General features: G+C 62.2%; 29 protein-coding genes. 12 read left to right on the top strand and 17 right to left on the bottom strand.

The features are described 5' to 3' along the window. Window positions 1–21: 21 nt before the first annotated feature. Window positions 22–351 (bottom strand): Grx4 family monothiol glutaredoxin, encoded by a 330-nt coding sequence (gene grxD / locus J2X24_RS16625; protein ID WP_209724139.1) that lies wholly within the window; start codon window positions 349–351, stop codon window positions 22–24. Between the two features lie 134 nt (window positions 352–485). Then, window positions 486–1,397 (bottom strand): aldo-keto reductase family protein, encoded by a 912-nt coding sequence (locus J2X24_RS16620; protein ID WP_209724137.1) that lies wholly within the window; start codon window positions 1,395–1,397, stop codon window positions 486–488. Between the two features lie 109 nt (window positions 1,398–1,506). Between J2X24_RS16620 and J2X24_RS16615 the strand changes: the two genes are divergently transcribed. From J2X24_RS16615 to J2X24_RS16605, 3 genes are all read left to right on the top strand, one after another. Continuing rightward, the gene (locus J2X24_RS16615) at window positions 1,507–2,847 is read left to right on the top strand and encodes a DUF4910 domain-containing protein (protein ID WP_209724135.1); all 1,341 of its coding nucleotides are present in this window, start codon (window positions 1,507–1,509) and stop codon (window positions 2,845–2,847) included. A 47-nt stretch (window positions 2,848–2,894) separates the two neighbouring features. Continuing rightward, on the top strand, window positions 2,895–3,689 hold the full coding sequence (locus tag J2X24_RS16610; protein ID WP_209724133.1) for a formyl transferase: 795 nt from the start codon (window positions 2,895–2,897) through the stop codon (window positions 3,687–3,689). 147 nt (window positions 3,690–3,836) lie between these two features. Next, the gene (locus tag J2X24_RS16605; RefSeq protein ID WP_209724132.1) at window positions 3,837–4,307 is read left to right on the top strand and encodes a hypothetical protein; all 471 of its coding nucleotides are present in this window, start codon (window positions 3,837–3,839) and stop codon (window positions 4,305–4,307) included. A 5-nt stretch (window positions 4,308–4,312) separates the two neighbouring features. On the opposite strand, the gene purL is transcribed toward J2X24_RS16605, so the two are convergent. The 7 genes from purL to purC all read right to left on the bottom strand — a co-directional run bounded on the left by purL (window position 4,313) and on the right by purC (window position 11,432). Beyond that, on the bottom strand, window positions 4,313–6,529 hold the full coding sequence (gene purL / locus J2X24_RS16600; RefSeq protein ID WP_209724129.1) for a phosphoribosylformylglycinamidine synthase subunit PurL: 2,217 nt from the start codon (window positions 6,527–6,529) through the stop codon (window positions 4,313–4,315). Window positions 6,530–6,579: 50 nt separating this feature from the next. Continuing rightward, complete coding sequence (locus J2X24_RS16595) at window positions 6,580–7,455, bottom strand: hypothetical protein (RefSeq protein WP_209724127.1); 876 nt, start codon at window positions 7,453–7,455, stop codon at window positions 6,580–6,582. Then, window positions 7,452–8,174, bottom strand: a complete 723-nt coding sequence (locus J2X24_RS16590) for a hypothetical protein (protein ID WP_209724125.1) — start codon at window positions 8,172–8,174, stop codon at window positions 7,452–7,454. The genes J2X24_RS16595 and J2X24_RS16590 overlap by 4 nt, the downstream gene beginning before the upstream one ends. Before the next feature lie 83 nt (window positions 8,175–8,257). Then, window positions 8,258–9,685 carry an alpha/beta fold hydrolase gene (locus tag J2X24_RS16585; RefSeq protein WP_209724123.1) on the bottom strand — a complete coding sequence of 476 codons (1,428 nt, stop codon included), beginning with the start codon at window positions 9,683–9,685 and terminating at the stop codon, window positions 8,258–8,260. 67 nt (window positions 9,686–9,752) lie between these two features. Continuing rightward, on the bottom strand, window positions 9,753–10,430 hold the full coding sequence (gene purQ, locus J2X24_RS16580) for a phosphoribosylformylglycinamidine synthase subunit PurQ (RefSeq protein WP_209724121.1): 678 nt from the start codon (window positions 10,428–10,430) through the stop codon (window positions 9,753–9,755). Then, window positions 10,430–10,669: a phosphoribosylformylglycinamidine synthase subunit PurS gene (purS, locus tag J2X24_RS16575; RefSeq protein ID WP_209724119.1), complete on the bottom strand. Its 240-nt coding sequence runs from the start codon at window positions 10,667–10,669 to the stop codon at window positions 10,430–10,432. Before purS ends, purQ begins: the two co-directional genes overlap by 1 nt. A 1-nt stretch (window position 10,670) precedes the next feature. Then, window positions 10,671–11,432, bottom strand: coding sequence for a phosphoribosylaminoimidazolesuccinocarboxamide synthase (gene purC / locus J2X24_RS16570; RefSeq protein ID WP_209724118.1), 762 nt, complete (start codon window positions 11,430–11,432; stop codon window positions 10,671–10,673). 264 nt (window positions 11,433–11,696) lie between these two features. Here purC and J2X24_RS16565 point away from each other — a divergent pair, with 264 nt between their 5' ends. After that, window positions 11,697–12,014 (top strand): ATPase inhibitor subunit zeta, encoded by a 318-nt coding sequence (locus J2X24_RS16565; protein WP_245344764.1) that lies wholly within the window; start codon window positions 11,697–11,699, stop codon window positions 12,012–12,014. On the opposite strand, the gene J2X24_RS16560 is transcribed toward J2X24_RS16565, so the two are convergent. Both J2X24_RS16560 and purB read right to left on the bottom strand, forming a co-directional pair. Beyond that, the gene (locus J2X24_RS16560) at window positions 12,011–12,694 is read right to left on the bottom strand and encodes a 2OG-Fe(II) oxygenase family protein (RefSeq protein WP_209724116.1); all 684 of its coding nucleotides are present in this window, start codon (window positions 12,692–12,694) and stop codon (window positions 12,011–12,013) included. The two genes, J2X24_RS16565 and J2X24_RS16560, sit on opposite strands and share 4 nt — an antisense overlap. 178 nt (window positions 12,695–12,872) lie before the next feature. Next, window positions 12,873–14,174 (bottom strand): adenylosuccinate lyase, encoded by a 1,302-nt coding sequence (gene purB / locus J2X24_RS16555; RefSeq protein WP_209724115.1) that lies wholly within the window; start codon window positions 14,172–14,174, stop codon window positions 12,873–12,875. A 178-nt stretch (window positions 14,175–14,352) separates the two neighbouring features. Here purB and J2X24_RS16550 point away from each other — a divergent pair, with 178 nt between their 5' ends. The 3 genes from J2X24_RS16550 (at window position 14,353) to J2X24_RS16540 (ending at window position 16,336) form a co-directional block, all read left to right on the top strand. Further along, window positions 14,353–15,657: a peptidoglycan-binding domain-containing protein gene (locus J2X24_RS16550; RefSeq protein WP_310004289.1), complete on the top strand. Its 1,305-nt coding sequence runs from the start codon at window positions 14,353–14,355 to the stop codon at window positions 15,655–15,657. 62 nt (window positions 15,658–15,719) lie between these two features. Beyond that, complete coding sequence (locus J2X24_RS16545; RefSeq protein ID WP_209724114.1) at window positions 15,720–16,010, top strand: putative quinol monooxygenase; 291 nt, start codon at window positions 15,720–15,722, stop codon at window positions 16,008–16,010. Between the two features lie 38 nt (window positions 16,011–16,048). Next, entirely contained in the window at window positions 16,049–16,336 is a 288-nt protein-coding gene (locus tag J2X24_RS16540) for a Dabb family protein (protein WP_209724113.1), read from the top strand. Window positions 16,337–16,521: 185 nt separating this feature from the next. Here J2X24_RS16540 and radC read toward each other — a convergent pair whose 3' ends face one another. Continuing rightward, a complete protein-coding gene (gene radC, locus J2X24_RS16535) occupies window positions 16,522–17,253 on the bottom strand; it encodes a RadC family protein (protein WP_209724111.1) in 732 nt (243 codons plus the stop codon). A gap of 108 nt (window positions 17,254–17,361) precedes the next feature. Between radC and J2X24_RS16530 the strand changes: the two genes are divergently transcribed. After that, on the top strand, window positions 17,362–17,805 hold the full coding sequence (locus J2X24_RS16530; RefSeq protein WP_209724110.1) for a hypothetical protein: 444 nt from the start codon (window positions 17,362–17,364) through the stop codon (window positions 17,803–17,805). A 9-nt stretch (window positions 17,806–17,814) separates the two neighbouring features. On the opposite strand, the gene map is transcribed toward J2X24_RS16530, so the two are convergent. Further along, window positions 17,815–18,618, bottom strand: coding sequence for a type I methionyl aminopeptidase (gene map, locus J2X24_RS16525; RefSeq protein ID WP_209724108.1), 804 nt, complete (start codon window positions 18,616–18,618; stop codon window positions 17,815–17,817). Window positions 18,619–18,794: 176 nt separating this feature from the next. On the opposite strand from map, the gene J2X24_RS16520 reads away from it, so the two are divergent. From J2X24_RS16520 to J2X24_RS16510, 3 genes are read left to right on the top strand one after another with little or no spacing between them, the layout of a single operon-like run. After that, window positions 18,795–19,616 carry a division plane positioning ATPase MipZ gene (locus J2X24_RS16520; RefSeq protein ID WP_209724106.1) on the top strand — a complete coding sequence of 274 codons (822 nt, stop codon included), beginning with the start codon at window positions 18,795–18,797 and terminating at the stop codon, window positions 19,614–19,616. Further along, on the top strand, window positions 19,613–20,068 hold the full coding sequence (locus J2X24_RS16515; RefSeq protein WP_209724103.1) for a J domain-containing protein: 456 nt from the start codon (window positions 19,613–19,615) through the stop codon (window positions 20,066–20,068). Before J2X24_RS16520 ends, J2X24_RS16515 begins: the two co-directional genes overlap by 4 nt. Before the next feature lie 52 nt (window positions 20,069–20,120). Next, on the top strand, window positions 20,121–20,669 hold the full coding sequence (locus J2X24_RS16510; protein ID WP_209724101.1) for a hypothetical protein: 549 nt from the start codon (window positions 20,121–20,123) through the stop codon (window positions 20,667–20,669). A gap of 121 nt (window positions 20,670–20,790) precedes the next feature. Here J2X24_RS16510 and J2X24_RS16505 read toward each other — a convergent pair whose 3' ends face one another. Beyond that, window positions 20,791–22,488, bottom strand: a complete 1,698-nt coding sequence (locus J2X24_RS16505; protein WP_209724099.1) for a D-alanyl-D-alanine carboxypeptidase — start codon at window positions 22,486–22,488, stop codon at window positions 20,791–20,793. 436 nt (window positions 22,489–22,924) lie between these two features. On the opposite strand from J2X24_RS16505, the gene J2X24_RS16500 reads away from it, so the two are divergent. Continuing rightward, on the top strand, window positions 22,925–23,362 hold the full coding sequence (locus tag J2X24_RS16500) for a phasin family protein (protein ID WP_209724097.1): 438 nt from the start codon (window positions 22,925–22,927) through the stop codon (window positions 23,360–23,362). A gap of 129 nt (window positions 23,363–23,491) precedes the next feature. On the opposite strand, the gene J2X24_RS16495 is transcribed toward J2X24_RS16500, so the two are convergent. The 3 genes from J2X24_RS16495 to J2X24_RS16485 are packed head-to-tail and all read right to left on the bottom strand — an operon-like array spanning window position 23,492 to window position 26,014. Beyond that, the gene (locus J2X24_RS16495) at window positions 23,492–23,590 is read right to left on the bottom strand and encodes a DUF2474 family protein (protein ID WP_209724095.1); all 99 of its coding nucleotides are present in this window, start codon (window positions 23,588–23,590) and stop codon (window positions 23,492–23,494) included. Further along, window positions 23,590–24,594, bottom strand: a complete 1,005-nt coding sequence (cydB, locus tag J2X24_RS16490; RefSeq protein WP_209724093.1) for a cytochrome d ubiquinol oxidase subunit II — start codon at window positions 24,592–24,594, stop codon at window positions 23,590–23,592. The genes J2X24_RS16495 and cydB overlap by 1 nt, the downstream gene beginning before the upstream one ends. Further along, window positions 24,584–26,014: a cytochrome ubiquinol oxidase subunit I gene (locus tag J2X24_RS16485; RefSeq protein ID WP_245344761.1), complete on the bottom strand. Its 1,431-nt coding sequence runs from the start codon at window positions 26,012–26,014 to the stop codon at window positions 24,584–24,586. The genes cydB and J2X24_RS16485 overlap by 11 nt, the downstream gene beginning before the upstream one ends. Window positions 26,015–26,126 lie beyond the last annotated feature (112 nt).

Raw genomic sequence — 26,126 nt, 5'->3', positions numbered from 1 at the left:
GGGGCTTTAAGGCGCGGACGCTCAGGCCGGCAGCAGGCCCTTCTGGTCCAGATCCGTCTTCAGTTCGCCCGACTGGAACATCTCACGCACGATATCGCAGCCACCGATGAACTCGCCCTTGAGATAGAGTTGCGGGATGGTCGGCCAGTCGCTGTAGACCTTGATGCCTTCCCGAAGACCTTCGTCCTGCAGGACATCGACGCCGACATATTCAACGCCCAGGTGGTCCAGAATCTGGACGACCGTGCTGGAGAAACCGCAACGCGGCTGCTCGGGCGTGCCCTTCATGAACAGGACCACATCGTGATCCTTGACGGTCTTGTCGATAAAGTCGTGAACTTCGCTGCTCATCGCCGGTACTCCTAGTAGAATATCCACGCATATAGGGCAGGGGGCGGATGAAATCCAGCCCCAGAGCATTTCCAGGCGAAGTGCCAAAGTACGTTTCTGGCGGTTCGCCATCAGGAAATGCGACCAAGCAAAAATTACCCGTGAGCGCCCTTGGGCATATGGGCGGTGAAGCGCGCCATTTCGATCTGCGCCGGAACCGAGGACGGCAGGTGCCGCTCCGGCACCGCGGCCAGGGTTTCAAGCTTTTCCGGCGTTTCGGGCTCGATCAGTATGCAGGACAGCGACGGCAGGGACAGGGCGTATCCAAGGCACAGCTCCTCAGGCGTCCAGTCCGGCGTCTGGTGCAGGAAGGCGTGGGTACCGGCGCCGGCCAAAGGATTGGCGGGCTTGCCACCGAAGAAGCCGCGGCGCGCCGGCTTGGGCACGACATCGGACTCCTTGCGGTAGATTTCCGGGAAGAAGTCGGAGCCGATAATGCACAGGTCATGGCGAATGGCGAAGTCGATCTCGTGGCGCTTTTCCCACGTCGAATCGATGTCGAAGCTCGTCTGGATGACGTTGAACGCGCCGCTTTCGACCAGCGGCCTGATTTCACCGACCTCGGCTGTGGCCCCCAGGTGACGAACCATGCGCGCCCGTTTCAGGTCCTTCAGGAACCTGAGACTGTCCGCCGGCATGTAGCCGACCCCGGGCTGAACGAAGGTCAGGAGGTCGAGCCACTCAAAGCCCGAGTCCTTGATGGCGCCGCGTAAACTCTCCTTGAGGCCCGGCATGGTGTAGCCGGCGATGTCGCCCGGCGCATGCGGCGTATCGGGCGACAGGCTGATGAACAGCAGCTTGCGCTCGACCAGCGAGAAGATGGCGGCCATGCGACGCAGGAATTCCAGGTCCAGGCCGTCGAAATGGTAGATGTTGATGCCGTTTTCGAGCGCGCCCATGATCAGCTTTTCGGCCAGGCCCAGGTTGCGGGCAAGCTTTGCCGTCGGCAGACGTAGTCCCACGGCCGACAGGGCGATTCCGGAATGTCCAAACGGGCGATAGCGCATCCGATCCAGATGGCCCAGTTTACGTTAAAAGCGCATTAAGACCGATCCCGCCGGTCATCGAATTTTAACGGTGAGGCGTGAGTCTCCTGTGCCAGTCCAGGAGTTTCCAATGGCCTACGACATGCAGCAGCAAGACGATCACGCGCGGCTCGACACGCTCTACGACCGCCTGTTTCCGCTTATGCGTTCGATCACCGGCGACGGGATAGAGCAGTCGCTGCGCATCATGGCCGAGGCCATGCCGCTCGACATCTTCGGCGTGGCGTCGGGCACCAAGGTCTTCGACTGGGAGACGCCGCCGCAATGGAATTGCCGCTCGGCCTGCCTGACCGGGCCGGACGGCGCGGTGATCTGCGACATCGGCCAGTCCAACCTGCACCTCGTCAACTATTCCGAGGGCGTCGATCGCGAACTGACCCTGGAAGAGCTTCAGCCGCACCTGCACAGCCTGCCGCACCTGCCGGACGCCGTGCCTTACGTTACCAGCTATTACAATCGGGCCTGGGGCTTCTGCCTGAGCCACAATCAGCGCCTGGCGCTGAAGCCCGGGATGTATCACGTCCGGATCGACGCCGATTTCAGCTCAGGCCGCGTGCCGCTGGCCCATACCTTCCTGGACGGGGATAGTACCCGCGAAATCCTGATCTCCAGCTATCTGTGCCACCCGTCGCTGGCCAATAATGAATTGAGCGGACCGCTGGTCCTGCTGGGCCTCTATCATCGCCTGAAGGCCTGGCCGCGCCGCCGCCATCGCTTCCGTTTCGTCCTCAACCCCGAGACCATCGGCAGCCTGTGCTATCTGCACCTGCACGGCGAGGAGCTGATGGCGCGCATGGACGCCGGCCTGGTCCTGACCTGCCTGGGGGGGCCGGGAAGCCTGAGCTACAAATCCAGCCGGCGCGAAACCGCCATCGTCGACCGCCTGGCGCGGCACTGGCAGGGGCAGGGGCAGCCCTTGCGGTTGCGCGCATTTACGCCCACCAGTGGATCGGACGAACGGCAATACTGCTCGCCGGGCTTCAACCTCCCGGTGGGGCAGTTCGCGCGCTGTGCCTATGGCGACTATGACGGCTACCACAATTCGCTCGACAGCAAGGACTTCATGACGATCGAGGCGCTGGTGCAGAGCGTCGACGAGATCGAGGCCTTCCTGAAAGAACTCGACATGGTCGGGCCGTGGACGAACCTGGCCCCTTACGGCGAGCCGCAACTGGGCCGGCGCGGGCTCTATCCCAATATCAATTCCGCGGCGACCTGGGGCGCCAGCAGCGATGAGGTCTTCGACGGCCGCAAGATCCTCGAACGCATCCTCACCGTGCTGAACTACAGCGACGGCGCTCACGATCTGATCGCCATAGCCGACAAGGCCGGGTGCGCGGTGCGTGACGTGCTGCCGGTCGTCACACGGCTTGAAGATGGCGGACTGCTCAAGTCCACATTGGAAACTTAGTGGCGCAACTGCCAAATCGCGCTGGGAACAGTATCTTGAATCCGCACATGAAAGTCGTCTTTTTAACGGGCTCGCATCCGCGCCACGCCTTCATGGCGCGCAGCCTGCAGGCCGCCGGCGTCCTGGTCGGGCTGGTGATCGAACAGCGAGAAAGCTTCATTCCGGAACCGCCGCTCGATATCGCGCCGGAGACGCGGGCGCTTTTCCGCCGGCATTTCGCCGCGCGCGACGATGCTGAGCGCCGCTTCTTCGACGGCACGGTGCTGCCGAAGACCGAGCGGCACGATGTCACCATGGATACGCTCAACACGCCTGAGACGGTGGCCTTCATCAATGACCTGGAGCCCGATCTGGTGCTGTCCTACGGCGTGCACAAGCTGACGCCCGAAACGCTGACGGGCATCAAAGCCCTGCGCAAATGGAACATCCATGGTGGCTTGTCGCCGTGGTATCGCGGCGTGACGACGCATTTCTGGCCGAGCTATTTCCTTGAGCCCCAGATGACCGGCATGACTGTGCACGAAACGACGGAAGCCATCGACGGTGGGGCCATCATCCACCAAAGCGTCGCAGAGCTGGTGCGCGGCGACGGTCTCCACGACCTGGCCTGCCGGGCCGTGATGGCGCTGGGCCAGGAGATGCCGGCGCTGATGCGTGTCGTATCCGACGGCAACGGCCGGCCCCCGCACAAGCAGGGCACGACGGGCCGCATCTGGCGCTCGGTGGACTGGCGGCCGGAGCACCTGCACCTGATCTATGAGGTCTATGGCGACCGCATTGTCGATCACTATCTCGACGGTCGGTTTGGCCATACAGAGCCAAAGCTGATCCGGCAGTTTTAGGAGCGCTTTCCAAAAAGCGCATCGCGGTTTTTGGATCGAAAGCGCGATCGGCAAAAATGCGTTCATCGCGGGTTCAAGCGCACAGCCGTATGTTTTGACGGCGGCCGAAGCTGCGCTATAGTTAACGGATCAAACAGGGGCGACGAGATGGACAGCAAGCTGAAAACAGGAGCGGCCATGGGTATCGGGATTGTTCTGGCCATGTCGCTTATCACTCAGGCCAATGGCGCGACTTGCGACCGCAATTACGATGCGTCGCTGAAGCGCGCCGTGTCATCGACGATTTCGGCCGTGGCGGGGAACAACCCGTCCGCGCTTCTGAACCTGATCAGCCCGGACGGCGTGACCATCGGCGCGGAGGGCGCCTTTGTTTCGCGCGCTGACCTTGCCAGCCAGTTTGCCGCGAAAACCGGCTATTACTGCGATATCTTTTCCTGCGGCGGCAAGGCAGGCGTCATGCGCCGCTTCTTCCGCAATGGACCGACCGACGCGCAGCTGGACGAACGCAACCTGCGCGCCACGGTCTTCATCAACGCCAATACCAATGACGAACTGCAACTGAGCTTTAGATACTCGACCCAGTGCAGGTGGGAAGTCACCGGGATCGGCACGCTGTAATCCCCTTACGCCTTGCCCGCCATGTAGGCCGGCAGCCAGCGCTCATTGGTTTCACGTAAGCTTTCAAGGCTAAGCGACAGGCCGGCATAGGTTAGGTCCGTGCCCGTAGCGACGCCGATGACGGCTGCCTTGACGTCAGCTTCGGCGGCCTGGGCGGTGACCAGATGCGCGGCGGCTTCATCAACGGCGATCAGGTAGCGGGCCTGATCCTCGGCAAAGCCAAAAACGTGGTCGGCGAGGTCGGTCGGATTCTTCAGTTCCAGGCCGGTCTTCGACGCCAGCGCGACATCGACCGCGGCCGACAGCAGGCCGCCGTCCGACAGGTCGTGGACGCCCTTGGCCACGCCCGACTTAATCAGGCGGCGCACCAGAGTGCCGTTGGCCTTTTCGCATTCCAGATCGACCTTGGGCGGAGCGCCGTCTTCGCGGCCCAGGACTTCGCGCAGGTACAGCGACGAACCCATTTCACCCTTCGTCTCACCGATCAGGATTAGCACCTGACCTTGGCGGACGGCGTTGAAGCCGACGCGCTGGTCATAGTCCTTCAGGAGACCTACGGCGCCGACGGTCGGCGTCGGCGGGATCGCCTGGCCATTGGTTTCGTTATAGAGCGAGACATTGCCCGACACGACCGGGAAGGCCAGTTCACGGCAGGCTTCGGCCATGCCGTCGATGGCGCGGACGATCTGGCCCATGATCTCGGGCTTTTCCGGATTGCCGAAGTTCAGGTTGTCGGTGATGGCGATCGGCTCGGCGCCGACGGCGGTCAGGTTGCGCCAGGCTTCGGCGACGGCCTGCTTGCCGCCCTCATAGGGGTTGGCCTTGACGTAGCGCGGCGTACAATCGGACGTGACGGCCAGGGCCTTCTTGGTGCCGTGGACGCGGACCATGCCGGCGTCGTGGCCGGTCGAGCTGTCCGACAGGGTGTCGGCCATGACGTGGCGGTCGTACTGTTCCCAGAGCCAGCGCTTCGACGCCTGGTCGGGGCACGAAATGACCTTGAGCAGGGCGTCGTTGAGATCGTGCGCCGGCACGTCGCCAGCGTTCAGTTCCGGCTCCTTTGCCGGCTCGACCCACGGGCGGTCATAGAGTGGCGCGTCGTCCGACAGCGGTGACAGCGGCAGGTCGCAGACGACCTCGCCCTTATGCAGCAGTACGATGTGGCCCGACGTATTGGTTTCGCCGATGACGGCGGCGTCCAGGCCCCACTTCTCGAAAATACGATAGCCATCGTTTTCGCGGCCGGGCTTCAGGATCGCCAGCATGCGCTCCTGAGATTCGGACAGCATCATCTCATAGGCGGTCATGCCGGTTTCGCGCTGCGGCACCTTGTCGAGGTCGAGCGTGATGCCAAGCCCGCCCTTGCCAGCCATTTCAACCGAGGATGAGGTCAGGCCGGCGGCGCCCATGTCCTGGATGGCGGCGACCGCGCCCGATGCCATCAGTTCAAGCGTGGCTTCAATCAAGAGCTTTTCGGCGAACGGATCGCCGACCTGGACGGTCGGGCGCTTTTCTTCGGAGTCTTCCGAGAATTCGGCCGACGACATGGTGGCGCCGTGGATGCCGTCACGGCCGGTCTTGGAGCCGAAATAGACGACGGGCAGGCCGGGCTCGGGCGCCGCGGAATAGAAGATCTTGTCGGCATCGGCCAGGCCGACGCACATGGCGTTGACCAGGATGTTGCCGTTATAGCCGCTGTGGAAGTTCGTCTCGCCGGCCACGGTCGGCACACCGACGCAGTTGCCGTAGCCGCCGATGCCGGCGACGACGCCTTCGACCAGGCGGCGGGTCTTGGGATGTTCGGGGTCGCCGAAGCGCAGGGCGTTCAGCAGCGCTACCGGGCGCGCGCCCATGGTGAAGACGTCGCGCATGATGCCGCCGACGCCTGTCGCCGCGCCCTGATAGGGCTCGATATAGGACGGGTGGTTGTGCGATTCCATCTTGAAGATGCACGCCTGGCCGTCGTCGATATCGATGACGCCGGCGTTTTCGCCGGGGCCGCAGATGACGCGCGGCCCGGTCACAGGAAACTTGCGCAGGTGCATGCGCGAGGATTTGTAAGAGCAGTGCTCCGACCACATGACGCTGAAGACGCCCAGTTCGACGTCGTTGGGCTCGCGGCCGAGGCGGTCGAGAACGACCTGGTACTCGTCGGGCTTCAGGCCATATTCGGCGGCCTTTTGGGCCATGGTTTTTTGCGCGGTGGCGGTGCTTGTGCTCATGCGCGCGCATGTAGCGGATTCAGCCTGCCATGTCAGCCGAAAATACGCGGTTACTGAGTGATCACGAACTGAATGACCAGATCCTGGTTCTGGCCAGCCGTGCTCGACTGCTGATAGCTCGATACGCGCAGCAGCGGCTCGGTTCCAGGCGCCGCGCGCAGCTTGCCCAGCTCCGGCGCCGTAGCGACCAGGGCGTTATGGAAGGCGACCGAGCGTTGCAACGCCAGGGCGGATGCCGCGCGGCCTTCAGCCGTAAAGGCGTCGAAACTGGCGTTGATCTGGATATTGACGCCGTTCAGACGGGCGGCATTGCCGCAGCTGCCCGCCGCGCCTTCGGCATAGCAGGGCAACCGGGTTCTAAGCGTCTGGGCGACCCGCGCCATCGCCGCCTGGCCTTCGGGCGTCAAGGCCGCACTGTTTGCGGCGAACAGGCGGTTGGCCGGCATGACCAGGTTGGCGTTGTCGATACCTACGGTCACAGGGACGCTTGCGCCCTGCATGTCGTTGTCGATGCCGCTCATCAGCGCCGCCCGGTCGGCCGCGGCGATCTGCCTCTGGCGATCGGCTGCATCCGGCTGGAGCTGTGGCTTGTCGCCGGTATAGGCAAAGCAGCGCCGCGTTTCGCCCGCGCCATGGTCGCCGAACAGGGCGCCGGGCAGGCAGACGACGTGCGCCTGCCGGTCGATTTCGGCCTCGATGGTTTCGCGGCTCAGCGCGTTCGCGGTCTGGAGTAAGGCGGTCGTCTGGGCATCCTTGGCCCCGGTCAGCGACGCCGTCGTTTTTTTGTACTGGAGCGCGAAGAAGCACAGCATGATGATGAAGATGAACAGGACGCCGACCATCATGTCGGTCATGGCGATATAGTCGCTTTCGGGCTCGGTGGTGTCTGTTCGCCGGGCGGATATTCGGCGCGGGCGCAGGCTCATGACGCGCGCGCCTTCAGCGCTGTTTCGATGCGGTTGAGCGCACTGAGCTGTTCCAGAAGCGCCTTTTCGGGGGGGAGAAAGACGACGGCGGCATCCAGCTGGGCGAACAGGAGGCGGGCCCCCAGTTCCGTCCTGCGCCGCCAGTTGCGTGCCGTGATGCGCAGCAGGATCGATCCGGCGACGCCGGCAATAGAGGTCCAGAACTTGGTGGCGGCCACGGCCAAAAGCCCCAGCAACGCGCCTTCGGCGACTGCGCCCTGGCCGATCGTCGCCGTCGCCTCGCTGAGCGCCGCAACAATCCCTAAGAAGGTGACCACCAGACCGGCGGCGACCAGGATGTTGGCCCACCATTCCAGCGTCCGGGCGGGCTCATCCAGATGATCAAAGGCTTCGGCGGCGTGGATGGAGGTGGCGTAGCGCCTATCGGGTTGCAAGGTCAATAGACTGCGATAGCGCACCCAGCCTTCGGTCAGTTCGGGGACGTCGGTGCTGGAAAAGACGCGGTCTACCTCAAGGAACTGGGTATCGTCCAGATAATGCACATTCAGTGCGGACAGCTTGTTCCAGCGGTCGTTCAGTGCCGCGCGCAACGGCCGGTATCCCAGCCAGCCTCCGCGGACGATTAGCCCTGTGGCGAAGGCGAGAATGCCGCCCGCCAACCACAGTGCGACGCCGGGCGTGGAAAAAATGCGGACGACAAACGCCGTAATCGGGTCCATTCAGGCTTCCAAAACTGCCTCAAGACCGCCCCCTGAGAGAGGAAGCAGTCGTGACGGCCAATTATGGAATTAATGCGGCGCGATTAGCTCTTTTCGTAGATGAACGGGAAGGTCGGCCGGTCGGTCGCCATGCAGCTTGCATCGACATTGGCATCGGCGGTTTCGAGGAACTGCGCGACCATGGCCTTGGCGCAGTCGCTGCCCTGGATGGTGTGCATCCGGTTCTTGAACATGTAGTTCCGAGCTTTGCTCAGGCGCGTGACGACCTGTTCGGACATCTCCGCCGGACAGCCGGCGTCTATATCGGCCGACAGCATCAGCGTTGGAATCGCGCTGGTCAGGGGCTGGTTTTCCACGGCCGCGCCCTTTCCGGTCGCCCAGCCTTCGCAGGCCGGGAAGAAGCGAATAGTGTCGCGCGCCACCGCCGCGGCGATCGGATCGGCTCCGTTCAGTCCAGCCGTGACGGCCGCCGGTGTTTCGAAGGAGAATTCTTCGTTGCACAGGGTGGTCAGGAACTGGCCTTCGGTGTAGCCGGCATATTCCTGTTTGAACGCGATGAGGGGCGCGTAATCGCCCTTCAGGATGCCGTCGAGCAGCATGGGCAGACTGCGCGCGCCGCGATCGCTGTAGATGGTCTCAAGCAGAAAGGCGCCCATCTCGTCGGCCGTATGGGTCTGGCCGTCCTTGCTGACCGGGGTTTTCAGCCATTCGGTCATGCGGGCGTCGAGACGGCGTTCCAGGTCCGGATACTTGCCGTTGCAGGTCGCGTCGGCGGCGCAGTAGGCCAGGACCTGGCGAACCTCCTGAGAGACCAGGCCGGGCAGGGGGGCGGTAGCATTGCCTTCCGGCGACCAGGTCGAGTTCAGCACGGCGGCGCGCAGGCCCTCCGGATCATGCTGCATCACTGCCATGGCGACGCGCGTGCCGTAGGAGCCGCCGTAGAGATTATAGGTGGTGATGTTGAGCGCCTTGCGCAGGTCGCGGATGTCCTTGACGACGACGGCGGAATTGTACTGGCTAAGGTCGATGCCTTCGGCGGCCCATGTCTTCCCGCAGTCCTGGACCATTTTCACGCCGGCATCTGTGGTGATCCCGGCATCCGACAACGGCGCGGTGCCGCAATCGAGTGACGGCTTCGACAGGCCTGTGCCGCGGTGGTCGAAAAATATCCAGTCGCGGTCAGCGGTGATGACGCTGGGCGTACGGGCCAGGCGGCGCGGCAGACCCGCGACCACGCTGCCGCCCGGGCCGCCGTGCAGGAAGATGACCGGATCGGCCTTTTTGTTGGCGGCCGTTGCGCGGACGATGACGACGGGCAAGGAGACTGTGCGGCCATTATTGGCGCCACGTGTCTCTTCGACAACCAGCTTGCCGCACTCGGCGTTCTTCAGTTCGGCCGGGCAGGCTTCCTTGTGGAAGCCGAGGGCGGTGGTATCCTGCGCCTTGTCCTTCTTCGTACACCCCGCCACGGCCAGGGTTGCGATGACTGCCAATCCGATACGACGCCACATAGAAAAACATCCCGAAACTTTATGGTTTCGGGATGCTTTCATTGTTAACGATCAAAAGTCAATTGGCTCAGGCCGATTGCAGGGCGTCGACCAGGCTGTGGAACATCGGTGCGCCGTCGGCTGAGCCCAAGGCCGGCTCAAAGGCGCGGTCCGGGTGCGGCATCATGCCAAGGACGTTGCCGGCGGTGTTGACGATACCGGCGATGCCGTTCAACGACCCGTTCGGGTTTTCAACGTAGCGGAACACGACCTGGTCGTTGTCCTCGATGGCCTTGAGCGTATCGGGATCGGCAAAGAAGTTGCCGTCGCCATTGCCCTGGGTCATCCAGACGCTCTGCTGATTGCCATAGGCGCTGGTGAAGCGTGTATTGCGGTTTTCGATCGTCAGTTCGATCGGTTTGCAGACGTATTTCAGCTGGGCGTTGCGCAGCAGGGCGCCGGGCAGAAGACCGGCTTCGCACAGGATCTGGAAGCCGTTGCAGATGCCAAGGACCGATACGCCACGTTCGGCTTCGGTCTTGACGGCCTGCATGACCGGCGACAGCGAGGCCATGGCGCCGCAACGCAGGTAGTCGCCGTAGGAAAAGCCGCCCGGAACGACGATCAGGTCGAGGCCCGAAGGAAGCGCGGTTTCCTGGTGCCACACCATTTCGACCTTGCCGCCGACTGTGGTTTCGACGGCCGTCTTGCAGTCGCGGTCGCAGTTGGAGCCGGGGAAGACGAGGACGGCGGCTTTAAGGGCCATTACGCCACCTCGACCTTGTAGGATTCGATGACCGTATTGGCCAGAAGCTTTTCGCACATAGCCTTCAGCTCGGCTTTGGCGGCGTCCTGGTCGGCGCCGTCCATGTCGAATTCCAGCACCTTGCCGACACGGACGTTCGAGACGCCGCCCCAGCCGAGGCCGTGCAGGGCGCCTTCGACGGCCTTGCCCTGGACGTCGAGGACGCCGGGTTTCAGGAACACGTGGACCTTAGCTTTCATTTTACTGCATTCCGCCTTCGATGACTTTTGGCATATCGCCCATGATGCCGAGACGCTTGGCGACTTCGGCGTAGCTTTCGATGACATTGCCCATGTCGCGGCGGAAGCGGTCCTTGTCCAGCTTCTCGTTCGTCTGGGCATCCCACAGCCGGCACGAATCCGGGCTGATTTCGTCGGCCAGGATGACGCGCGAGAACTCGCCTTCGAACAGGCGGCCGTATTCGATCTTGAAATCGACCAGGGTGATACCGACCGCGGCGAACATGCCGCTCAGGAAGTCGTTGACGCGCAGGGTCATGGCCAGGATGTCGTCGATCTCCTGGGTGTTGGCCCAGTTGAACGCCGTCACGTGTTCTTCGGTGACCATCGGGTCTTCGAGGGCGTCATTCTTGTAGTAGAATTCAATGATCGAGCGCGGCAGCTGCTGGCCTTCCGGCAGGCCGAAGCGCTTGGCCATCGAGCCGGCGACGACATTGCGGCAGACGACTTCCAGCGGGATGATCTCGACTTCGCGGATCAGCTGCTCGCGCAGGTTCAGGCGCTTGATGAAGTGGTTCTGCACGCCGATGTTCGTCAGCTTGGTCATGACGAATTCGGAAATGCGGTTGTTGATCACGCCCTTGCCGTCCAGAACGGCCTTCTTCTGCGCATTGAACGCAGTGGCGTCGTCCTTGAAGTATTGGATAAGGGTGCCGGGCTCGGGGCCTTCGTACAGAATCTTGGCCTTGCCTTCATAGATTTTCTTGCGGCGCGTGTTGGTCATCGGACCTGACTTCCTTGATCGGAGGGCGACGCTTGAATTGGCGATTCGCGCCGCGCTGGGGTCAGCGGGCGCAACCACAAGGTTCTCAAAGCGTTGGGACAGTCCCAGGCCATCCGTGATTTGACCTAAAGCATCATAAGGGATGCCGTTCGACGCCGCAAATAAACAAAAACTTTTGCCATGTAAATGACACTTCTTGTTGCGCCCGGCCCTTAGGAGAATTAAAACAGAACTCTGCCTGAAAGGTTTGCCCAGATGTCCAGTATGAACGAGCGTATTTCCGATGTGTCACCGGCCGTAAAGCCGGACGATGCCGCGAAAGGGTTCGAATTTCTGGCCGCCGAACGCCGCAACCGGCTGATTGGCCTGTGGGCCGGCGAAAAAATGGGTCTGAGCGGCGAATCGATCGAAAACTACGCCCTGGCACTCGGCAAATCGACGAATGCCTCCGAAGAAGACGTGATCCGCAAAATCGTCGGTGATCTGACGGCTTCGCGCATCGTGATCCGCGAAGCCGAGGTCCGCGTCAAGGCGGCCGAATTCCTGGCCCAGTCGCGCGAAGCGATCAAGGCCGGTTCCTAAACGAACCTTCCGATGACGGAAAAACGCGGCGTGCCGGCGTAGGGCGCGACCGAAGCGATCGAGCGCGGCTGGTCGCCAGCATAGAGCGACAGGTCGTTGAGGCGCGGCGAGATGCCGCCTTCTATATCACCCGACGGCGAATGGAAAAGGACCTGGCCGCCCCAGTCGGCGCGCCAGTCGCGGCTGAAATTCCATTCGAAGCACAGGCGCGCGGCCAGGTCGGTATGCTGGGTGAAGAAGTCGCCGGGGCGATAGCAGACGGCCGACAGCTCGGTCAGAGTGAGGTCGGACAGGCCGGTCAGTTCACCGCAAAATTGCGCGAATTGCGGCGATTTAAGCAAGCTGGCGAAAGGCGTTAGCGGAAAATCCTCACCTGACTTATCAAGCAGGTTCACGCCCAGGCGCAGCCACGACAGGCCCGATTGCGCGCGCTCGGCGGCGTCCTGAAGCCTCTGCTGGATTTCCGATTCGGGCAAGGCGTTGAGCTCACGCCGGTTGATGATTTCCGGCCGGCCTTCCTTGGACACCAGTTGCAATTCCCATGGGGTCTCCTGCTCCAACGCATGGTGGATGGTGTCGGCATCGGTCGCGGACACGGCGCCTTCCAGCCGGATGCGGCCCTTGTTGGTGAAGCGGCTGACATAGCCGGCTGTGTCGAAGGCGTCGGAGAGGAGTTGCATGGTTCTACCGTTGAAAGGGCCCCACCACCGCATCGCCTTCGCTTTGCTCAGTTGTGCGGTCCCCCTCCCCATCGCTTCGCGACAGGGAGGAGTGATCGTGCTCTGTATCTCCTCCCCGTGCCGAAGGCATGGGGAGGGGGACCGCGACCCGAAGGGGCGTGGTGGTGGGGCGTCTTACTTAGCCAAACACGCGCTGGAAGATCGTGTCGACGTGCTTGGTGTGATAATCAATGTTGAAAAATGGCTCAAGCTCAGCGCGCGTGAAGAATTTCGACACGTCTTCGTCGGCGGCCAGGAAGTCGAGGAAGTTGCCTTCGCCGCGCCACACCTTCATGGCGTTGCGCTGGACGGCCGAGTAGCTGTCTTCGCGCGACATGCCCTTTTGTGTCAGGGCTAGGAGGACGCGCTGCGAGTGGACCAGGCCGCCCAGGCGGTCGAGGTTCTTCTGCATGTTTTCCGGATAGACCAGCAGGTTCTCAATCACATTGGCCAGACGGCGGAGCGCAAAGTCGAGGTGAACGCAGGCGTCTGGCGCGATGCCGCGTTCGACCGAGCTGTGCGAGATATCGCGCTCGTGCCACAGCGCGACGTTTTCCATGGCCGGCACGACGGCCGAGCGGACGAGACGGGCAAGCCCCGTAAGGTTTTCAGTCAGGACCGGGTTGCGTTTGTGCGGCATGGCCGACGAGCCCTTCTGGCCGGCGGAGAAGAACTCTTCGGCTTCGAGGACTTCGGTGCGCTGCAGGTGGCGGATTTCAACGGCCAGGCGCTCGATCGACGAGGCGACGACGCCGAGCGCCGCGAAGAAGGCGGCGTGGCGGTCGCGCGGAATGACCTGGGTCGAGACGGGCTCGATGCTCAGGCCCATCTTGTCGGCGACATAGGCTTCGACTTCGGGCGAGACATTGGCGAAGGTTCCGACGGCGCCGGAGATGGCACAGGTCGAGATCTCCTCGCGCGCGACTTCCAGGCGCTTACGGGCGCGGACGAATTCGGCGTAGTAACCGGCCAGCTTGAGGCCAAAGGTCACCGGCTCAGCGTGGATGCCGTGGCTGCGGCCGACCGTCGGGGTGAACTTGTGCTCCTCGGCGCGGCGCTTCAGGCCCTTGAGCACCAAGTCGACGCCTTCGATCAGAAGATCGGCCGAGCGCTGGAGCTGGACGGCGAAGCAGGTGTCGAGCACGTCCGACGAGGTCATGCCCTGATGCAGGAAACGCGCTTCCGGCCCAACAATTTCCGAAACGTGGGTCAAGAAAGCAATGACGTCGTGCTTTACGGTGCGTTCGATCTCATCGATGCGGTCCGAATCGAACTGCGCGTCCTTGCCCTTGGCCCAAAGCGTTTCGGCGGCGTCGGTGGGAATCACACCCAGCTCGGCCATCTTGGTCGCGGCATGGGCCTCGATCTCGAACCAGATCTTGTATTTTGCGGCCGCGTCCCAGATGGCGGCGGCTTCCTTGCGGGCGTAACGGGAGATCATGGATGGGAACCTTGCGGGGAGGAATTACGAAATTGCGCGCTTGATTGGGAATGTGACGGTGGAAGTCAAGCGGGAAAACGCTTTTAATTTACCCGTCCTGAGCGAGAGGGGTTGGCGGCGCGGTTTAAAAAGCGTTAAAATTTGACCTCATTCGTTTAGTCATACTGGGGTTGCTGCTGTGTCCACGTCGTTGCTGCGTCGCGAATTGAAATCGGGTGCAACATTGCTGGCGCTTGTTGCGCTGATGGGGCTCGGTGTATCCGCCGACGCCTTCGCGAAGCCGGCGGTCAAGCCGGTCGTCAGCGAGACATTCAAGAAGGATTCGAAGCAGGCCGCCAAACAGACCGGCAAGGTCTTCGCGACCGGCACCAGCTCCGCCGCGCCCGCCGACCCGCGCGACAATCCGCTGCCGCCCGTGAAGCGCGACGTCGACGGCAGGATTATCGCCTGCGACGACAAGGACCCGGCCTGGAAGGAACTGCCCGAAAACATCCGCCGCGACGCCAAGCCGGGCGAATGTTATGCCCGACTGCTGCTGGGACCGCAAAGCGAAGTCTATACCGAGCAGGTGCTGGTCACGCCCGAACGCGTTGAAAAGCGCATCCTTCCGGCGCAGTACCGCACCGTCGAAAAAGAGGTCCTGGTGAAGCCTGAGCGCATCGAGCGCCGCGTCATTCCGGCCGTTGTGACGACGCGCATGGAAACCGAAGTCATCCGTGAAGCCGGCTTCCGCGAGGAGGTCATTCCCGCCCGCTACGAGGTCCGCGTCGAGCAGGTCATGGTATCGCCTGCTCGCCAGGAGTGGGTGAAGACCGAGGGCGAGCCGATTGATGCGCCGCTGGTGACGCCTGGCGATCACCGCCCGGTGCGCTACCGCGAAGACGGTTACCTGGCGTGGCCTGGCAAGGAGCCGGTGCGCGTCGAGGCCGACGAAGAAGGCCGCCGCTATCTTGACAGCGGCAATCCGCCGGCCGTGTGGTGCCTGAAAGACATTCCCGCGGAATACCGCACGGAAAAGCGCAAGGTGATGGTCGAGCCCGAACGCGTCCGTCGCATCGAGGTGCCGGCCGTGACGCGCCAGGTCAAGCGCCAAGTCGTCGAACGTCCGGAACGCGTTGAGGAGTATACGGTCCCGGCCGTCTACGAAAAGCGCCAGGTCAAGGAACTGGTCACCGAGGAGCAGGTCAAGACCTATACCGTCCCGGCGGTCTATAAGGAGGTCGAGAAGACCCGCGTCACTGGCCGCGCCGAGGGGGTCTGGCGCCAGGTCCTGTGCGACCGCAACGCGTCTCCCAAGCTGATCGTGATGGTCCAGAAGGCCCTGGCCGCCAAGGGCTACAACCCGGGCGCCATCGATGGCAATCTGGGACCGCAGACCGTTGCCGCCATGCAGAAGTTCCAGGCCGATAACGACCTGCCGCAGGGCCAGGTCTCGATCGAAGCCGTGCAGGCCCTTGGCATCAATCCGATAACGCGGGACTGACCTGCTGACGGATTTGTGCCGGTGGCGCTATAGGGTTTGGCGACCCTTTAGCGGAGGTAGAGATGTACGGACTGATCGGAAGCTTCAAGGCGCATCCGGGCAAGCGCGATGAACTGATCGCGCTGATGACCGGCAGTGTCGGCGATATGCCAGGCTGCAGGAGTTATGTCGTGGCCAGGGATCCAGAGGATGCGGACACGGTCTGGGTTACTGAGGTCTGGGACAACGCCGAAAGCCACAAGGCGTCGCTGGCCATTCCCAGCATCGCGGAGACGATCAAGGCGGCAATGCCCTTGATCGCCGGCTTCGGGCAGCATACGGTCACCGAACCTGTCGGCGGGTACGGGATCTGAGACCCGGCCTCGCTGACTTTCCGACCAGAGAGGTTTTCATGATCCGGCACATCGTCCCGTTCCGCTTGAAACACGCCAAGGGTTCGCCCGAGGAAGCCGATTTCCTCAAGGCGCTGGCGAAGCTGGCCGATATTCCTGGGGTGCTCAACCTTCAGGTCATGCCGCAGATCAGCCGTAAGAACGACTTTACCTACGGTGTCTCGATGGAGTTCGCCTCGAACGAAACCTATCAGGCCTATAATGAGCACCCTGACCATGTTGCCTTCGTACAGGGCAAGTGGGTCCCGGAAGTCGTGGCCTTCATGGAAATCGACTTCGTTTATTGAGGCTGTTTTTCTCCTCCCTGTTGCGAAGCAACGGGGAGGTGTCAGCGAGCGAAGCGAAGGTGACGGAGGGGCGCGACTCCGATCGAATACCCACTACCACATCTCATTCGTTTGCTCACTCGTGTGGTCCTCCTCCCCATCGCTTCGCGATAGGGAGCAGGGAGCCTGAGGCCGCCCAGGTTAACTCACATCACCCCCAACTGCTGCAGACTTGTGACGCCCTCCCGGCCGACGATCAGGTGGTCATGGATGGTGATCTTCAGGGGCTGGCCGGCCTTGACGATCAGCCGCGTCATCTCGATATCGCCCTGGCTGGGCTGTGGATCGCCCGACGGATGGTTATGGACCAGGATGATGTTGCTGGCGGACAGTTCCAGCGCCCGGCGCATGATTTCGCGCGGATAGGCCGGAGCGTGATCGACCGTGCCGACGCCCATGACCTCATCGGCGATCAGCTGGTTCTTCTTGTCGAGGAACAGGACACGGAACTGTTCGCGCGGTTCGTGGGCCAGCGTCACCCTGAGATAGGATACAAGCGCCGACCATGAGGCGATAACCGTTGTCCGTTTCAATGGCTCGGCGACCAGCCGCCGTGTCGCTTCGAACATCAGTTGCAGATCGAGCGCGATATCGGGCGTCATCCTGAGGGCGCGGCCCTTGTTGTCGCGCGCCGACACCTGGAGCATGTCTTCGAGTGGCGCCGACAAGGCCGCGGCCAGCGAGCCGAAGCGGGCAAGCAGGGCCTTGGCCAGAGGCTTGACGTCGCGTTGAGGGATCGCGCGGAACAGGAAGAGTTCGAGCAGTTCGTATTCAGGCAGCGCCGAAACGCCGCCCTTTCGCGCCCGGTCGCGCAGCCTTTGGCGATGCCCGCCATGGTCAGGCAAGGCTAGGGCAATGTCGTCCAAGGTGCTCTCCATTCCACGTTAAGGCTAGCCTCAGTGGCTACAAAAAGCCAGCGCTTCCTTAAGTTGCGGTTCACCATATGCAGAGACGCTTTCTTTGGTCGTTTGCGGTAAGTCGAAGCCATGTGGAGCTACTATAAAAACCGGATCATTGGCGGTGTGCTGGGCATTACTGTCATGTCGGTATGGGGCCTGATGACCCTCTGGCACGACGGCGATCTTGCCAAAAACTATATACGCACCGAAGGCCGCGCCAATCGTATCAAAAGTCATTGTGTCGTTGTCGAAAGCGGCTGGTTTGCTGGGCCGGACCGGGACATAGATTGCCGCGACGCCGAAGCGACAAAAAGATCTTTTTCGAAATCAAGACGATATCGCGTAAAAGCCGAAAGTGTTGTGGATTTCGAGTTCGTTTCCCCGCGAGACCAAGGGCGATATGCCGGCACGGTGGTTATCAAGGACGCGCTTTATCTCGTTCCGGAGACTGGTGACAGCATCACGGTTTTCGTCCACAAAAGCAAACCCGCCACATTTCAATATGGCGGGCGCTGGCGGGACGCGAAGTAAGCAGGGCTTCTAGGGGCGGAAGCGGTCGATCAGCGAAGCCGTGAAGATCTCGACGCCGGTATCGGTGACGCCGACGCTGTGCTCGCATTGCGCCGTCAGACTCTTGTCGCGGGTGACCGCGGTCCAGCCGTCGTTGAGCACCTTCACCTCGGGCTTGCCGAGATTGATCATCGGCTCGATCGTGAAGAACATGCCCTTTTCCAGGCGCGGGCCGGTGCCGGCCTTGCCGAAGTGCAGGACGTTCGGATTGTCGTGGAAGACGCGGCCTAGGCCGTGACCGCAGAATTCGCGCACGACCGAGCAGCGCTGGGCCTCGGCGTACTTCTGGATGGCGTGGGCGATGTCGCCAAAGGTATTGCCGGGCTTGACCTGCTCAAGGCCGAGACGCAGCGATTCGTAGGTGATGTCGACGAGTCGCCGAGCCTTGGGGGCGACCTGGCCGACCTCGTACATACGCGACGTGTCGCCGTGCCAGCCGCCGATAATGGCGGTAACGTCGATATTGACGATGTCGCCGTCGCGTAAGGTCTTGTCCGACGGAATGCCGTGGCAGACGATGTGGTTCGGCGAGATGCAGACCGTGTGCTGGTAGCCGCGATAGTACAGGCAGGCCGGCAGGGCGCCGTGGTCGTAGATATATTCGCGCGCCAGGTCGTCGAGGTGCGAGGTGCGCACGCCCGGGACGACATGGGGGATCAGCATGTCCAGGCAACCGGCGGCGATGCGGCCCGCCTTGCGCATGCCTTCGAAGTCCTCCTCCGTGTGAATACGGATGGATTCGGTGCGGACGAGGAAATCAGAATCTGCGGTCATGTGTGACAATATAGCTCTACCGCCTCTTCAGCGCTAGAGCGCCGCGCATGTTTGCGTCCCGACTTACCCACGTCAATGTCTTGGGGGCACTTTGCCGCGCATCTGGTGGAGAGGGGCGTGAGCGCCTAATTAGCATCTGTCCCGTGAGTCGTGTATGACAGGGACAGGAGTTCGGAATGTCCAACGCGCGTATCCTGGTTTTCGGCAATGAAAAGGGCGGGGCCGGCAAGTCCACCGTCGCCATGCACGCGGCCGTTCACCTGCTGCATCAGGGCCGCCGCGTCGCCTTCATCGACCTCGACCTGCGCCAAAGGTCACTGGCGCGCTTCTTTTCCAATCGCGTCCAGTGGGCGGCTGCCAATCAAAAGACTGTGCCGCACGCCGTCGAGCCCTTTCTTGCCGACAAGCCGGCCAGGCTGCTGGAAGCGCCGGAAGTGGACGCCAAGCGGGCGTTCGACCGAGCACTGAACGAGGCTTTGGAGGCCGACTTTATCCTGATCGACACACCGGGCGGCGATCACGTGCTGTCGCGGCGAGCCCACGCGGCCGCGCACCTGATCATCACGCCGATGAATGACAGCTTTATCGATTTCGACCTGCTGGGGGAAGTCGATCCGGTGACGCTCGATATCCGCCGGCCGTCGATCTACGCCGAAACCGTCTGGAACTCGCGCAAGCAGCGCGCCGTGTGGGACGGCAAGTCGATCGACTGGATCGTCCTGCGCAACCGCCTGGCCGCCACCGAGGCGCGCAACCGTAGGCGGGTCGATGAAAAGGTCCATGCCCTGAGCCGCCGCGTCGGTTTTAGCGTCCTGCCGGGCCTTCGCGACCGCGTCATCTATCGCGAGCTGTTTCCGTTCGGCCTGACGGTGACTGACCTTTCGCCGGAGGTGAAGCCTGTGGCCCTGACCATGAGCCACGTCGCCGCGAGGCAGGAGCTGCTGGCGCTGATGCAGTCGCTCGGGCTTGAAAATACGACGACCGAGGCCGTGGCGTGATCTGGATTGTCGGGGCGATTGCCGTATTTCTGTTGCTGGTCTGGGTAGGGCGCGAGGTGCGGCTGGGCAAGTTCAAGGGCGGGCCGTGGTTTCAGCAGTTCCGCGCCGTGCGTGGCGTGGTTGGGTTTATCCTGATGGCGCTGGCGATCAGCCAGATGGCGCGCGGCGCCTGGGCGGTGGGCATAGTGCTGGCTGTGCTGTCCCTGATTGTCTCAAGCTCGGTTCGCTTCGCCACGCCGTTCCGGCCCACTCAGCCGCAGCCGGCCAGTAGCTTCACGCCGGAAGAGGTCCGCGCCTATCAGACCCTGGACCTGCCCGTCGGCGCCGACCGCCGGGCGGTAAAGGAGGCGTGGAAGCGGTTGATGAAGGCGGCGCATCCGGACCAGGGCGGCGACGTCAAACGCGCCAGCGCGTTGAATGCGGCGCGAGATTTGCTGTTGCGACGGCGATAACTTGACAGGACGTGCTTACGGGCGTGTTCTGTCATGGCTGGGAGGCGCCGATATGATCCGCGAACTTGTTCTTGCATCCGTTATTGCCCTGTCCGTGCCGATGGCGGCATTGGCGCAACCTGCGCCCTTGCCGGAAGCCATGAGTGGCCGGGCGGCCTATGCGCCGTTCGCGATTATGGTCGGAAAAACCTGGCGCGGCCAGGGGACAAAGGACGCCAAGGCCGAGGACATCCAGCGCTGGGAGTGGGCGGTCGGCGGTCATGCGATCCGTATCGTGCACTCGGTCAATAATGGCGCCTATGCCGGTGAATCGCTTATCTTCCGCGACAAGGACACCGGCAACTACATCTTCCACTATTTCACGACAGGCGGATTCCATACGACCGGCACGATCCGCCCGACGGGGCCCGTGGCCTTTGAGATGGAGGAGGCGGTGCACGGCGTCAAAGGCCTGGCCGCGCTGAAGTCGACGGGTGTCCTAGGGACCGACGGTATTTACCGGACGCGGTCGAAGGTGGAAAAGGACGGCCAGTGGGTCGAGGTCGGCGGGTTTGACTATCGCGAAGACGCGACGGCGAAGGTGGTCATGCCTGCGCCTTAAAACTATCGGGGTTTCCCCAAAGCCTTCAAAATCAAAAGAAAAGCCTGGCCTTTTTGGGGGCCAGGCTTTTCTTTTGATTTTGAAGGCTTTGGGGGAGCACAGCCCCCACACCCCATACGTTTTACGCGTTGGGCTTGATCACCATGCAGTCCAGGCGCTTGGCGCTCATGCTCTTGCAAGCCTTTTCCGCCTGTTCCTTGGTCAGGTCCGCGAAGCGCGTGCGGTACCAGCCGTTTTCATTCTTCGACACCTGCGACGTGCCATCGGCCAGGGCGTCATCGAAGCGCATCTTGACGCTCCTGACCCAGTCCGAAGCCATCGACTTGTCCTTGAAGGCTCCGACCTGGACGGCCCACTGCGCCTTGGCGTTCTTCTTGGCCTTCTTGCCCTTGGCGGACTTCTTGTCGTCGTCCTCGTCGTCGGCGGCAGCCAGCTTTGTTTTGGCGTCAGCCTTCTTCTTGTCAGCCGTCTTGGTGGCCGTCGTCTTTTCGGCGAGCGCCTTGCGGTTGGCCTCGATGGCCGCGGCCTTGTTGGCTTCCGACCTGTTGACGACCTTGACCGGCTTGGGCGCTTCCTCGGTGGCGTGCGCCACCTGCGGGATCGGCTCATAGGCCGGGGCGGCGACCGCGGCCTTCAGCGCCAGATAGGGCTGCGGGCCGGTATTGTCGGACTGGCCGTCCTGGGTCAGGGCCTGGACCACGTCCGGCGCCTTGACCATGGCGCTGACGCGCTGGACGTCGATATCGGTCGCATTGGCCTCTTCGCTGTCCTCCAGCGCTTCACGCAGTTGCGAATCCGTCAAAGGATTGCTGTTGCTGGCCAGCAGCGTGTAGGGCGTCGGGCCGTCAGGCATCTTTGGTTCCAGCGCCTTGCGCGTGAACTCGGCCTGGGCAACGGTGATGACTTCGCCGCGGGCACGGCGCTCCATGACGTCGAAGCCGACCTCCATCAAGTCGGTGACATGTTCGCGGCGCTGCAGCTTGTTGGCGCCGCCCAGCATGACCGTTACGAGACGATGGTTGCCCTTCACCTGCGAGGCGACGAGGTTATAGCCCGAAGCGTTGGTAAAGCCCGTCTTGAGACCGTCGACCCCGGGAATGGCCTTGAGCGGATTGTGATTGACGTAGGTCCGTCCGCGATACTGCATGCTCTCTACATTGAAGTAGCTGTAGTACTGCGGATAATCACGCATGACGGCTCGGGCCAGGATGGCCATGTCGCGTGCCGACGACAGTTGACGGGCGTCGGGTAAGCCATTGGCATTGGTAAAGCGCGTATTGGTCATGCCCAGCGATTGTGCGCGAATGGTCATCAGAGCGGCGAAGCGCTCTTCCGTGCCGCCGACCTTTTCAGCCAAGGCCACGGCCAGGTCGTTGGCGGAATAGAGCGCGGTCAGGCGCATGGCGGTATCGACGTCGATCGTGTCGCCGGGCTTCAGGTAGACCTTGACGGGCGACTGGGAAGCGGCCCTCTGACTGATGGTAATCGTGTCCGTCGGCTTCAACTTGCCCTGTGCCAAGGCGTCGAAGACCATGTACAGCGTCATGATCTTGGTCAGCGACGCCGGATAACGGACGGAATCGGCACGGTTGGCATAGAGCACCTCACCTGACTGCGCGTCGACGACGATGGCGGCGTACTTGCTGTTGGAAGGAATGTTCTGTGCCTGAACGGCTGCGGGAACGGTCAACGCCGCGGCGGCCGCCAGGAAGGCCACCAGACCATTGCGGATGCCAAAAGCTGTCTGGCGCGTGGACGCGCCATTACCGGTATGCTCCCCTTGCCCGATATCGCCTGTCGCCTGCCGGATGTTACCCATCAAAGCTGTCCTCAACTCATACAAAAAGCCTGCCCGTTCTGGACTCCGGTAAGGCGTTTGTTGCGTCTTCCCGGTCACCTTACACCCAGAATGTCGGCGGGTCATTAAGCAACCCTTAAACCCCATAAAGAACATATAAAGGTGACCGTATTGCGTCCACTCACACTTTGCCAAGTTTCCTGACACAAAAAGGTCATTGATCCTTGAGCTAGCGCTACCACAGACAATCACTATGCGCGCCGATGCGATAAGAATCTCCCATATGGGGCGAATATTCCCTTCACGATAATGTTAACGTTTTGTGCGGTGCACAAAAAAGCTTGACCCTGTGCTGCACCTGCGATATATGATAACCAAGTTACCGAGATTCCCTGGAGGTTGAGGACAGGGGGTCGCGTACCTTTTAGTGCCAACAAAACCAAACCGGAGTTCTGCTATGGAAACGGGCGAAGACACCATCAAGAATACGGTCGAGCGCATGTCGCTGGCCGGCAACCAGGCTTTCAAGGATTCGATCGAGAAGACCCTTGGCGCCCTGAACGAAGTCAACTCGCTGTCGAAGGGCAATGTCGAGGCCGTCGTCGAATCGCTGACCGCCGCCACCAAGGGCGCGGAAACGATCGGCGCGCAGACCGTCGCCTTCGCGAAGAAGAACTGGGAAGAAGCCCTCACTGCCGGCAAGACCCTGCAAGGCGCCAAGAGCGTTCAGGAAGTCATCGAACTGCAGTCGCGTTACGCCAAGTCGTCGATGGAAGCCTATGTCGCTGAAATGAACCAGTTGACCGAGACCCTGTCGACCTCGTTCAAGGACACCTTCAAGCCGATCAACGCGCGCGTCACCGCCGCCGTCGAGAAGTTCCAGTCCTATCGCTAAGAAGATTGGGCCGTTAATCACGGTTCGACACTGAATTGAAAAACCCCGGACTATACGGTCCGGGGTTTTTTATTGGCCTAAATTTTGTGCCTCCTTGGCTCTGACGGAAGGGGGGCTTAGCGGAAGGAGCTAATGATTGAGCATCAGCTTGATCACCATAGCGACCGCGCCGACGGTGGCCACGCCCGCCAGCCACAGCCCGGCAAACCACAGAAGCTTCTTCGCCATCAGTGATAGCCCTCTTTCGGGTCGATCTTGCCGCGGAACACCCAGTAGGCATAGGCCGTGTAGGCGAGGATAATGGGGATGAGCACGGCGGCGCCGACCAGCAGGAAGCCCAGCGACTTGTCTGGCCCCGCCGCCTGATGAAAGGTTAGGGCGCCCGGCACAATGTAGGGGAAGAAGCTGATACCGATGCCGACATAGCTGAGGACGAACAGGCCCAGCGCCGCCAGGAAAGGCTGCAGGTGCTTGTCGGTCTTCAGCCCATGCCACAGGGCGAAGGCGCAGCCGGTCAGCAGCAACGGCACGAAGGCCGAGAAGAAGGCGGTCGGCCAGCCGAACCAACGCTCGAAATAGAGGCGATTGATAAACGGCGTCCACAGGCTGACCACGCCGATCAGGGCTAAAGTGCCGACGGCGGTGATCAGTGCCCATTTCCGCGCCCGCGCCTGGACGTCACCCAGCGTCTTCAGGTTCAGCCAGGTCGCGCCCAGCAGCGTATAGCCGACGACAACCGCGACGCCCGTCGTCAGGCTGAACGGCGTCAGCCAGTCCCACCAGCCGCCGGCGTAGGCGCGGTCTTCGATGCGGATGCCCTGGATCAGGGCGCCGAGCGCGATGCCTTGCGTAAAGGCCGCTAAGGTCGAGCCCAGCATGAAACCCATGTCCCATAATGGCCGCCACCGTTCGGTGCGAAAGCGGAATTCGAACGCCACGCCGCGAAACACGAGCGCCAGCAGCATGGCGATGATGGGCGCGTATAGTGCCGGCATGACGGTGGCGTAGGCGAGCGGAAAGACGGCCAGAAGCCCGCCACCGCCCAGCACCAGCCAGGTTTCGTTGCCGTCCCATACGGGCGCAATCGAATTGGTCATCACGTCGCGGTCATGCTTGTCGGGAAAGACGAAGAACAGGATGCCGACACCCAGGTCGAAGCCGTCGAGCACGACATAGGCCAGGACGGCAAAGGCGATCAGCGCCGCCCAGATGGTGGGTAGATCAATGGCCATCTTGGTTCTCCGGATGCGGTTTGTCGCCTTGCGCCGGTCCAGGCGCGATGCCGGCGGACCGAATCGGGCCTTTTTCCAGCTCGTTGGCCGGTTCATCCATGTCGCGGGGCGTCGTGCCCATCAGGCGGAAAATGTAGAAGGTGCCGGCGCCGAAGACGAGGAAGTAGACGACAACAAAGGCGATGAGCGAGGCCGCGGCCGCCGGCGCGTCGATATTGGACAGGCTGTCCGAACGCCTGAGCAGGCCATAGACCGTATAGGGCTGCCGGCCGACCTCTGTGGTGAACCAGCCGGCCAGGACGGCAACGAAGCCGGATGGCCCCAGCAGCACCGCGGCCTTGAGTAGCCAGCGGTCGCTGAACAGGGTCTTGCGGAAGCGCGCCCACAGCGACCACAGCCCGACCAGCAGCATCAGGACGCCCAGGCCCACCATGACGCGGAAGGCGAAGAAGGGGATGAGCGCCGGCGGGCGGTCCTCGCGCTTCCATTCCTTGAGCCCCCTGATCTCGGCATCCGGATCGTGGGCCAGGATGAGAGAGCCGAGCTTCGGAATTTCGATGGCGTGGTGCGTCTTTTCCGCCTTGTCGTCGGGAATGCCGAACAGGATCAGCGGCGCACCCTTGTGCGTCTCATAATGGCCTTCCATCGCCGCGATCTTGGCCGGCTGGTGCTCTAGCGTGTTTAGCCCGTGCAGGTCGCCGACGAAGATCTGGACCGGCGTGACCAGGGCCGCCATCCACATGGCCATGGAAAACATGATGCGTGCCTGGCGGTTTTCGCTGTCGCGCAGCAGGTGCCAGGCGCCGACGCCGCCGACCGCGAACGCGGTCGTCAAGTAGGCGGCGATGACGGTATGCGTCAGGCGATATGGAAAGGACGGATTGAAAATGATCTCCACCCAGCTCCTGGGTTGGAACAGGCCTTCCGGTGTCAGGATGTGACCCTGCGGCGTTTGCATCCAGCTGTTGGCCGCCAGGATCCAGAAGGCCGACATCAAGGTCCCGGCCGCCACCATACAGGTCGCGAAGAAGTGCAGTTTCGGTCCGACGCGTTTCAGGCCGAACAGCATGATCCCCAGGAAGCCGGCCTCAAGGAAAAAGGCCGTCAGGACTTCATAGCCCATGAGCGGGCCGATGACGGCGCCGGCCTTGTCCGAGAACGCGCCCCAGTTGGTGCCGAACTGGTAGCTCATGACGATGCCGGAGACGACGCCCATGCCAAACGTCACGGCGAAGATGGTCTTCCAGAAGTTGAAGAGGCGTAGGTAAACATCGTCCTTCTTCCACAGCCACAGGCCATTAAGCACGGCCAGGAACGAGGCAAGGCCGATGGTGAAGGCGGGAAACAGGAAGTGAAACGAAACGGTAAAGGCGAACTGGATGCGCGCCAGCATTTCGGCGGTGAGATCGAGATCGGGCATGGCATTGGCTCCCCGTGTGCGACGGGTGTTGCGGAATATAAGTAAGGAATAAATACGCGGCTTGATCCGGGCTATGTGACGGCGCGCCGCGCGGCCGCTTGCCGCAGGCATG

The sequence above is a fragment of the Asticcacaulis solisilvae genome, assembly GCF_017875235.1.
GTDB lineage: Bacteria > Pseudomonadota > Alphaproteobacteria > Caulobacterales > Caulobacteraceae > Asticcacaulis > Asticcacaulis solisilvae_A.
This window is presented reverse-complemented; position numbering and strand designations above follow the sequence as displayed.

Excerpts from the sequence above, each read along its gene's own strand:
- grxD (WP_209724139.1), bottom strand. The coding sequence starts at position 351 with ATGAGCAGCGAAGTTCACGACTTTATCGACAAGACCGTCAAGGATCAC.
- J2X24_RS16620 (WP_209724137.1), bottom strand. The coding sequence starts at position 1,397 with ATGCGCTATCGCCCGTTTGGACATTCCGGAATCGCCCTGTCGGCCGTG.
- J2X24_RS16615 (WP_209724135.1), top strand. The coding sequence starts at position 1,507 with ATGGCCTACGACATGCAGCAGCAAGACGATCACGCGCGGCTCGACACG.
- J2X24_RS16610 (WP_209724133.1), top strand. The coding sequence starts at position 2,895 with ATGAAAGTCGTCTTTTTAACGGGCTCGCATCCGCGCCACGCCTTCATG.
- J2X24_RS16605 (WP_209724132.1), top strand. The coding sequence starts at position 3,837 with ATGGACAGCAAGCTGAAAACAGGAGCGGCCATGGGTATCGGGATTGTT.
- purL (WP_209724129.1), bottom strand. The coding sequence starts at position 6,529 with ATGAGCACAAGCACCGCCACCGCGCAAAAAACCATGGCCCAAAAGGCC.
- J2X24_RS16595 (WP_209724127.1), bottom strand. The coding sequence starts at position 7,455 with ATGAGCCTGCGCCCGCGCCGAATATCCGCCCGGCGAACAGACACCACC.
- J2X24_RS16590 (WP_209724125.1), bottom strand. The coding sequence starts at position 8,174 with ATGGACCCGATTACGGCGTTTGTCGTCCGCATTTTTTCCACGCCCGGC.
- J2X24_RS16585 (WP_209724123.1), bottom strand. The coding sequence starts at position 9,685 with ATGTGGCGTCGTATCGGATTGGCAGTCATCGCAACCCTGGCCGTGGCG.
- purQ (WP_209724121.1), bottom strand. The coding sequence starts at position 10,430 with ATGGCCCTTAAAGCCGCCGTCCTCGTCTTCCCCGGCTCCAACTGCGAC.
- purS (WP_209724119.1), bottom strand. The coding sequence starts at position 10,669 with ATGAAAGCTAAGGTCCACGTGTTCCTGAAACCCGGCGTCCTCGACGTC.
- purC (WP_209724118.1), bottom strand. The coding sequence starts at position 11,432 with ATGACCAACACGCGCCGCAAGAAAATCTATGAAGGCAAGGCCAAGATT.
- J2X24_RS16565 (WP_245344764.1), top strand. The coding sequence starts at position 11,697 with ATGAACGAGCGTATTTCCGATGTGTCACCGGCCGTAAAGCCGGACGAT.
- J2X24_RS16560 (WP_209724116.1), bottom strand. The coding sequence starts at position 12,694 with ATGCAACTCCTCTCCGACGCCTTCGACACAGCCGGCTATGTCAGCCGC.
- purB (WP_209724115.1), bottom strand. The coding sequence starts at position 14,174 with ATGATCTCCCGTTACGCCCGCAAGGAAGCCGCCGCCATCTGGGACGCG.
- J2X24_RS16545 (WP_209724114.1), top strand. The coding sequence starts at position 15,720 with ATGTACGGACTGATCGGAAGCTTCAAGGCGCATCCGGGCAAGCGCGAT.
- J2X24_RS16540 (WP_209724113.1), top strand. The coding sequence starts at position 16,049 with ATGATCCGGCACATCGTCCCGTTCCGCTTGAAACACGCCAAGGGTTCG.
- radC (WP_209724111.1), bottom strand. The coding sequence starts at position 17,253 with ATGGAGAGCACCTTGGACGACATTGCCCTAGCCTTGCCTGACCATGGC.
- J2X24_RS16530 (WP_209724110.1), top strand. The coding sequence starts at position 17,362 with ATGTGGAGCTACTATAAAAACCGGATCATTGGCGGTGTGCTGGGCATT.
- map (WP_209724108.1), bottom strand. The coding sequence starts at position 18,618 with ATGACCGCAGATTCTGATTTCCTCGTCCGCACCGAATCCATCCGTATT.
- J2X24_RS16520 (WP_209724106.1), top strand. The coding sequence starts at position 18,795 with ATGTCCAACGCGCGTATCCTGGTTTTCGGCAATGAAAAGGGCGGGGCC.
- J2X24_RS16510 (WP_209724101.1), top strand. The coding sequence starts at position 20,121 with ATGATCCGCGAACTTGTTCTTGCATCCGTTATTGCCCTGTCCGTGCCG.
- J2X24_RS16505 (WP_209724099.1), bottom strand. The coding sequence starts at position 22,488 with ATGGGTAACATCCGGCAGGCGACAGGCGATATCGGGCAAGGGGAGCAT.
- J2X24_RS16500 (WP_209724097.1), top strand. The coding sequence starts at position 22,925 with ATGGAAACGGGCGAAGACACCATCAAGAATACGGTCGAGCGCATGTCG.
- J2X24_RS16495 (WP_209724095.1), bottom strand. The coding sequence starts at position 23,590 with ATGGCGAAGAAGCTTCTGTGGTTTGCCGGGCTGTGGCTGGCGGGCGTG.
- cydB (WP_209724093.1), bottom strand. The coding sequence starts at position 24,594 with ATGGCCATTGATCTACCCACCATCTGGGCGGCGCTGATCGCCTTTGCC.
- J2X24_RS16485 (WP_245344761.1), bottom strand. The coding sequence starts at position 26,014 with ATGCCCGATCTCGATCTCACCGCCGAAATGCTGGCGCGCATCCAGTTC.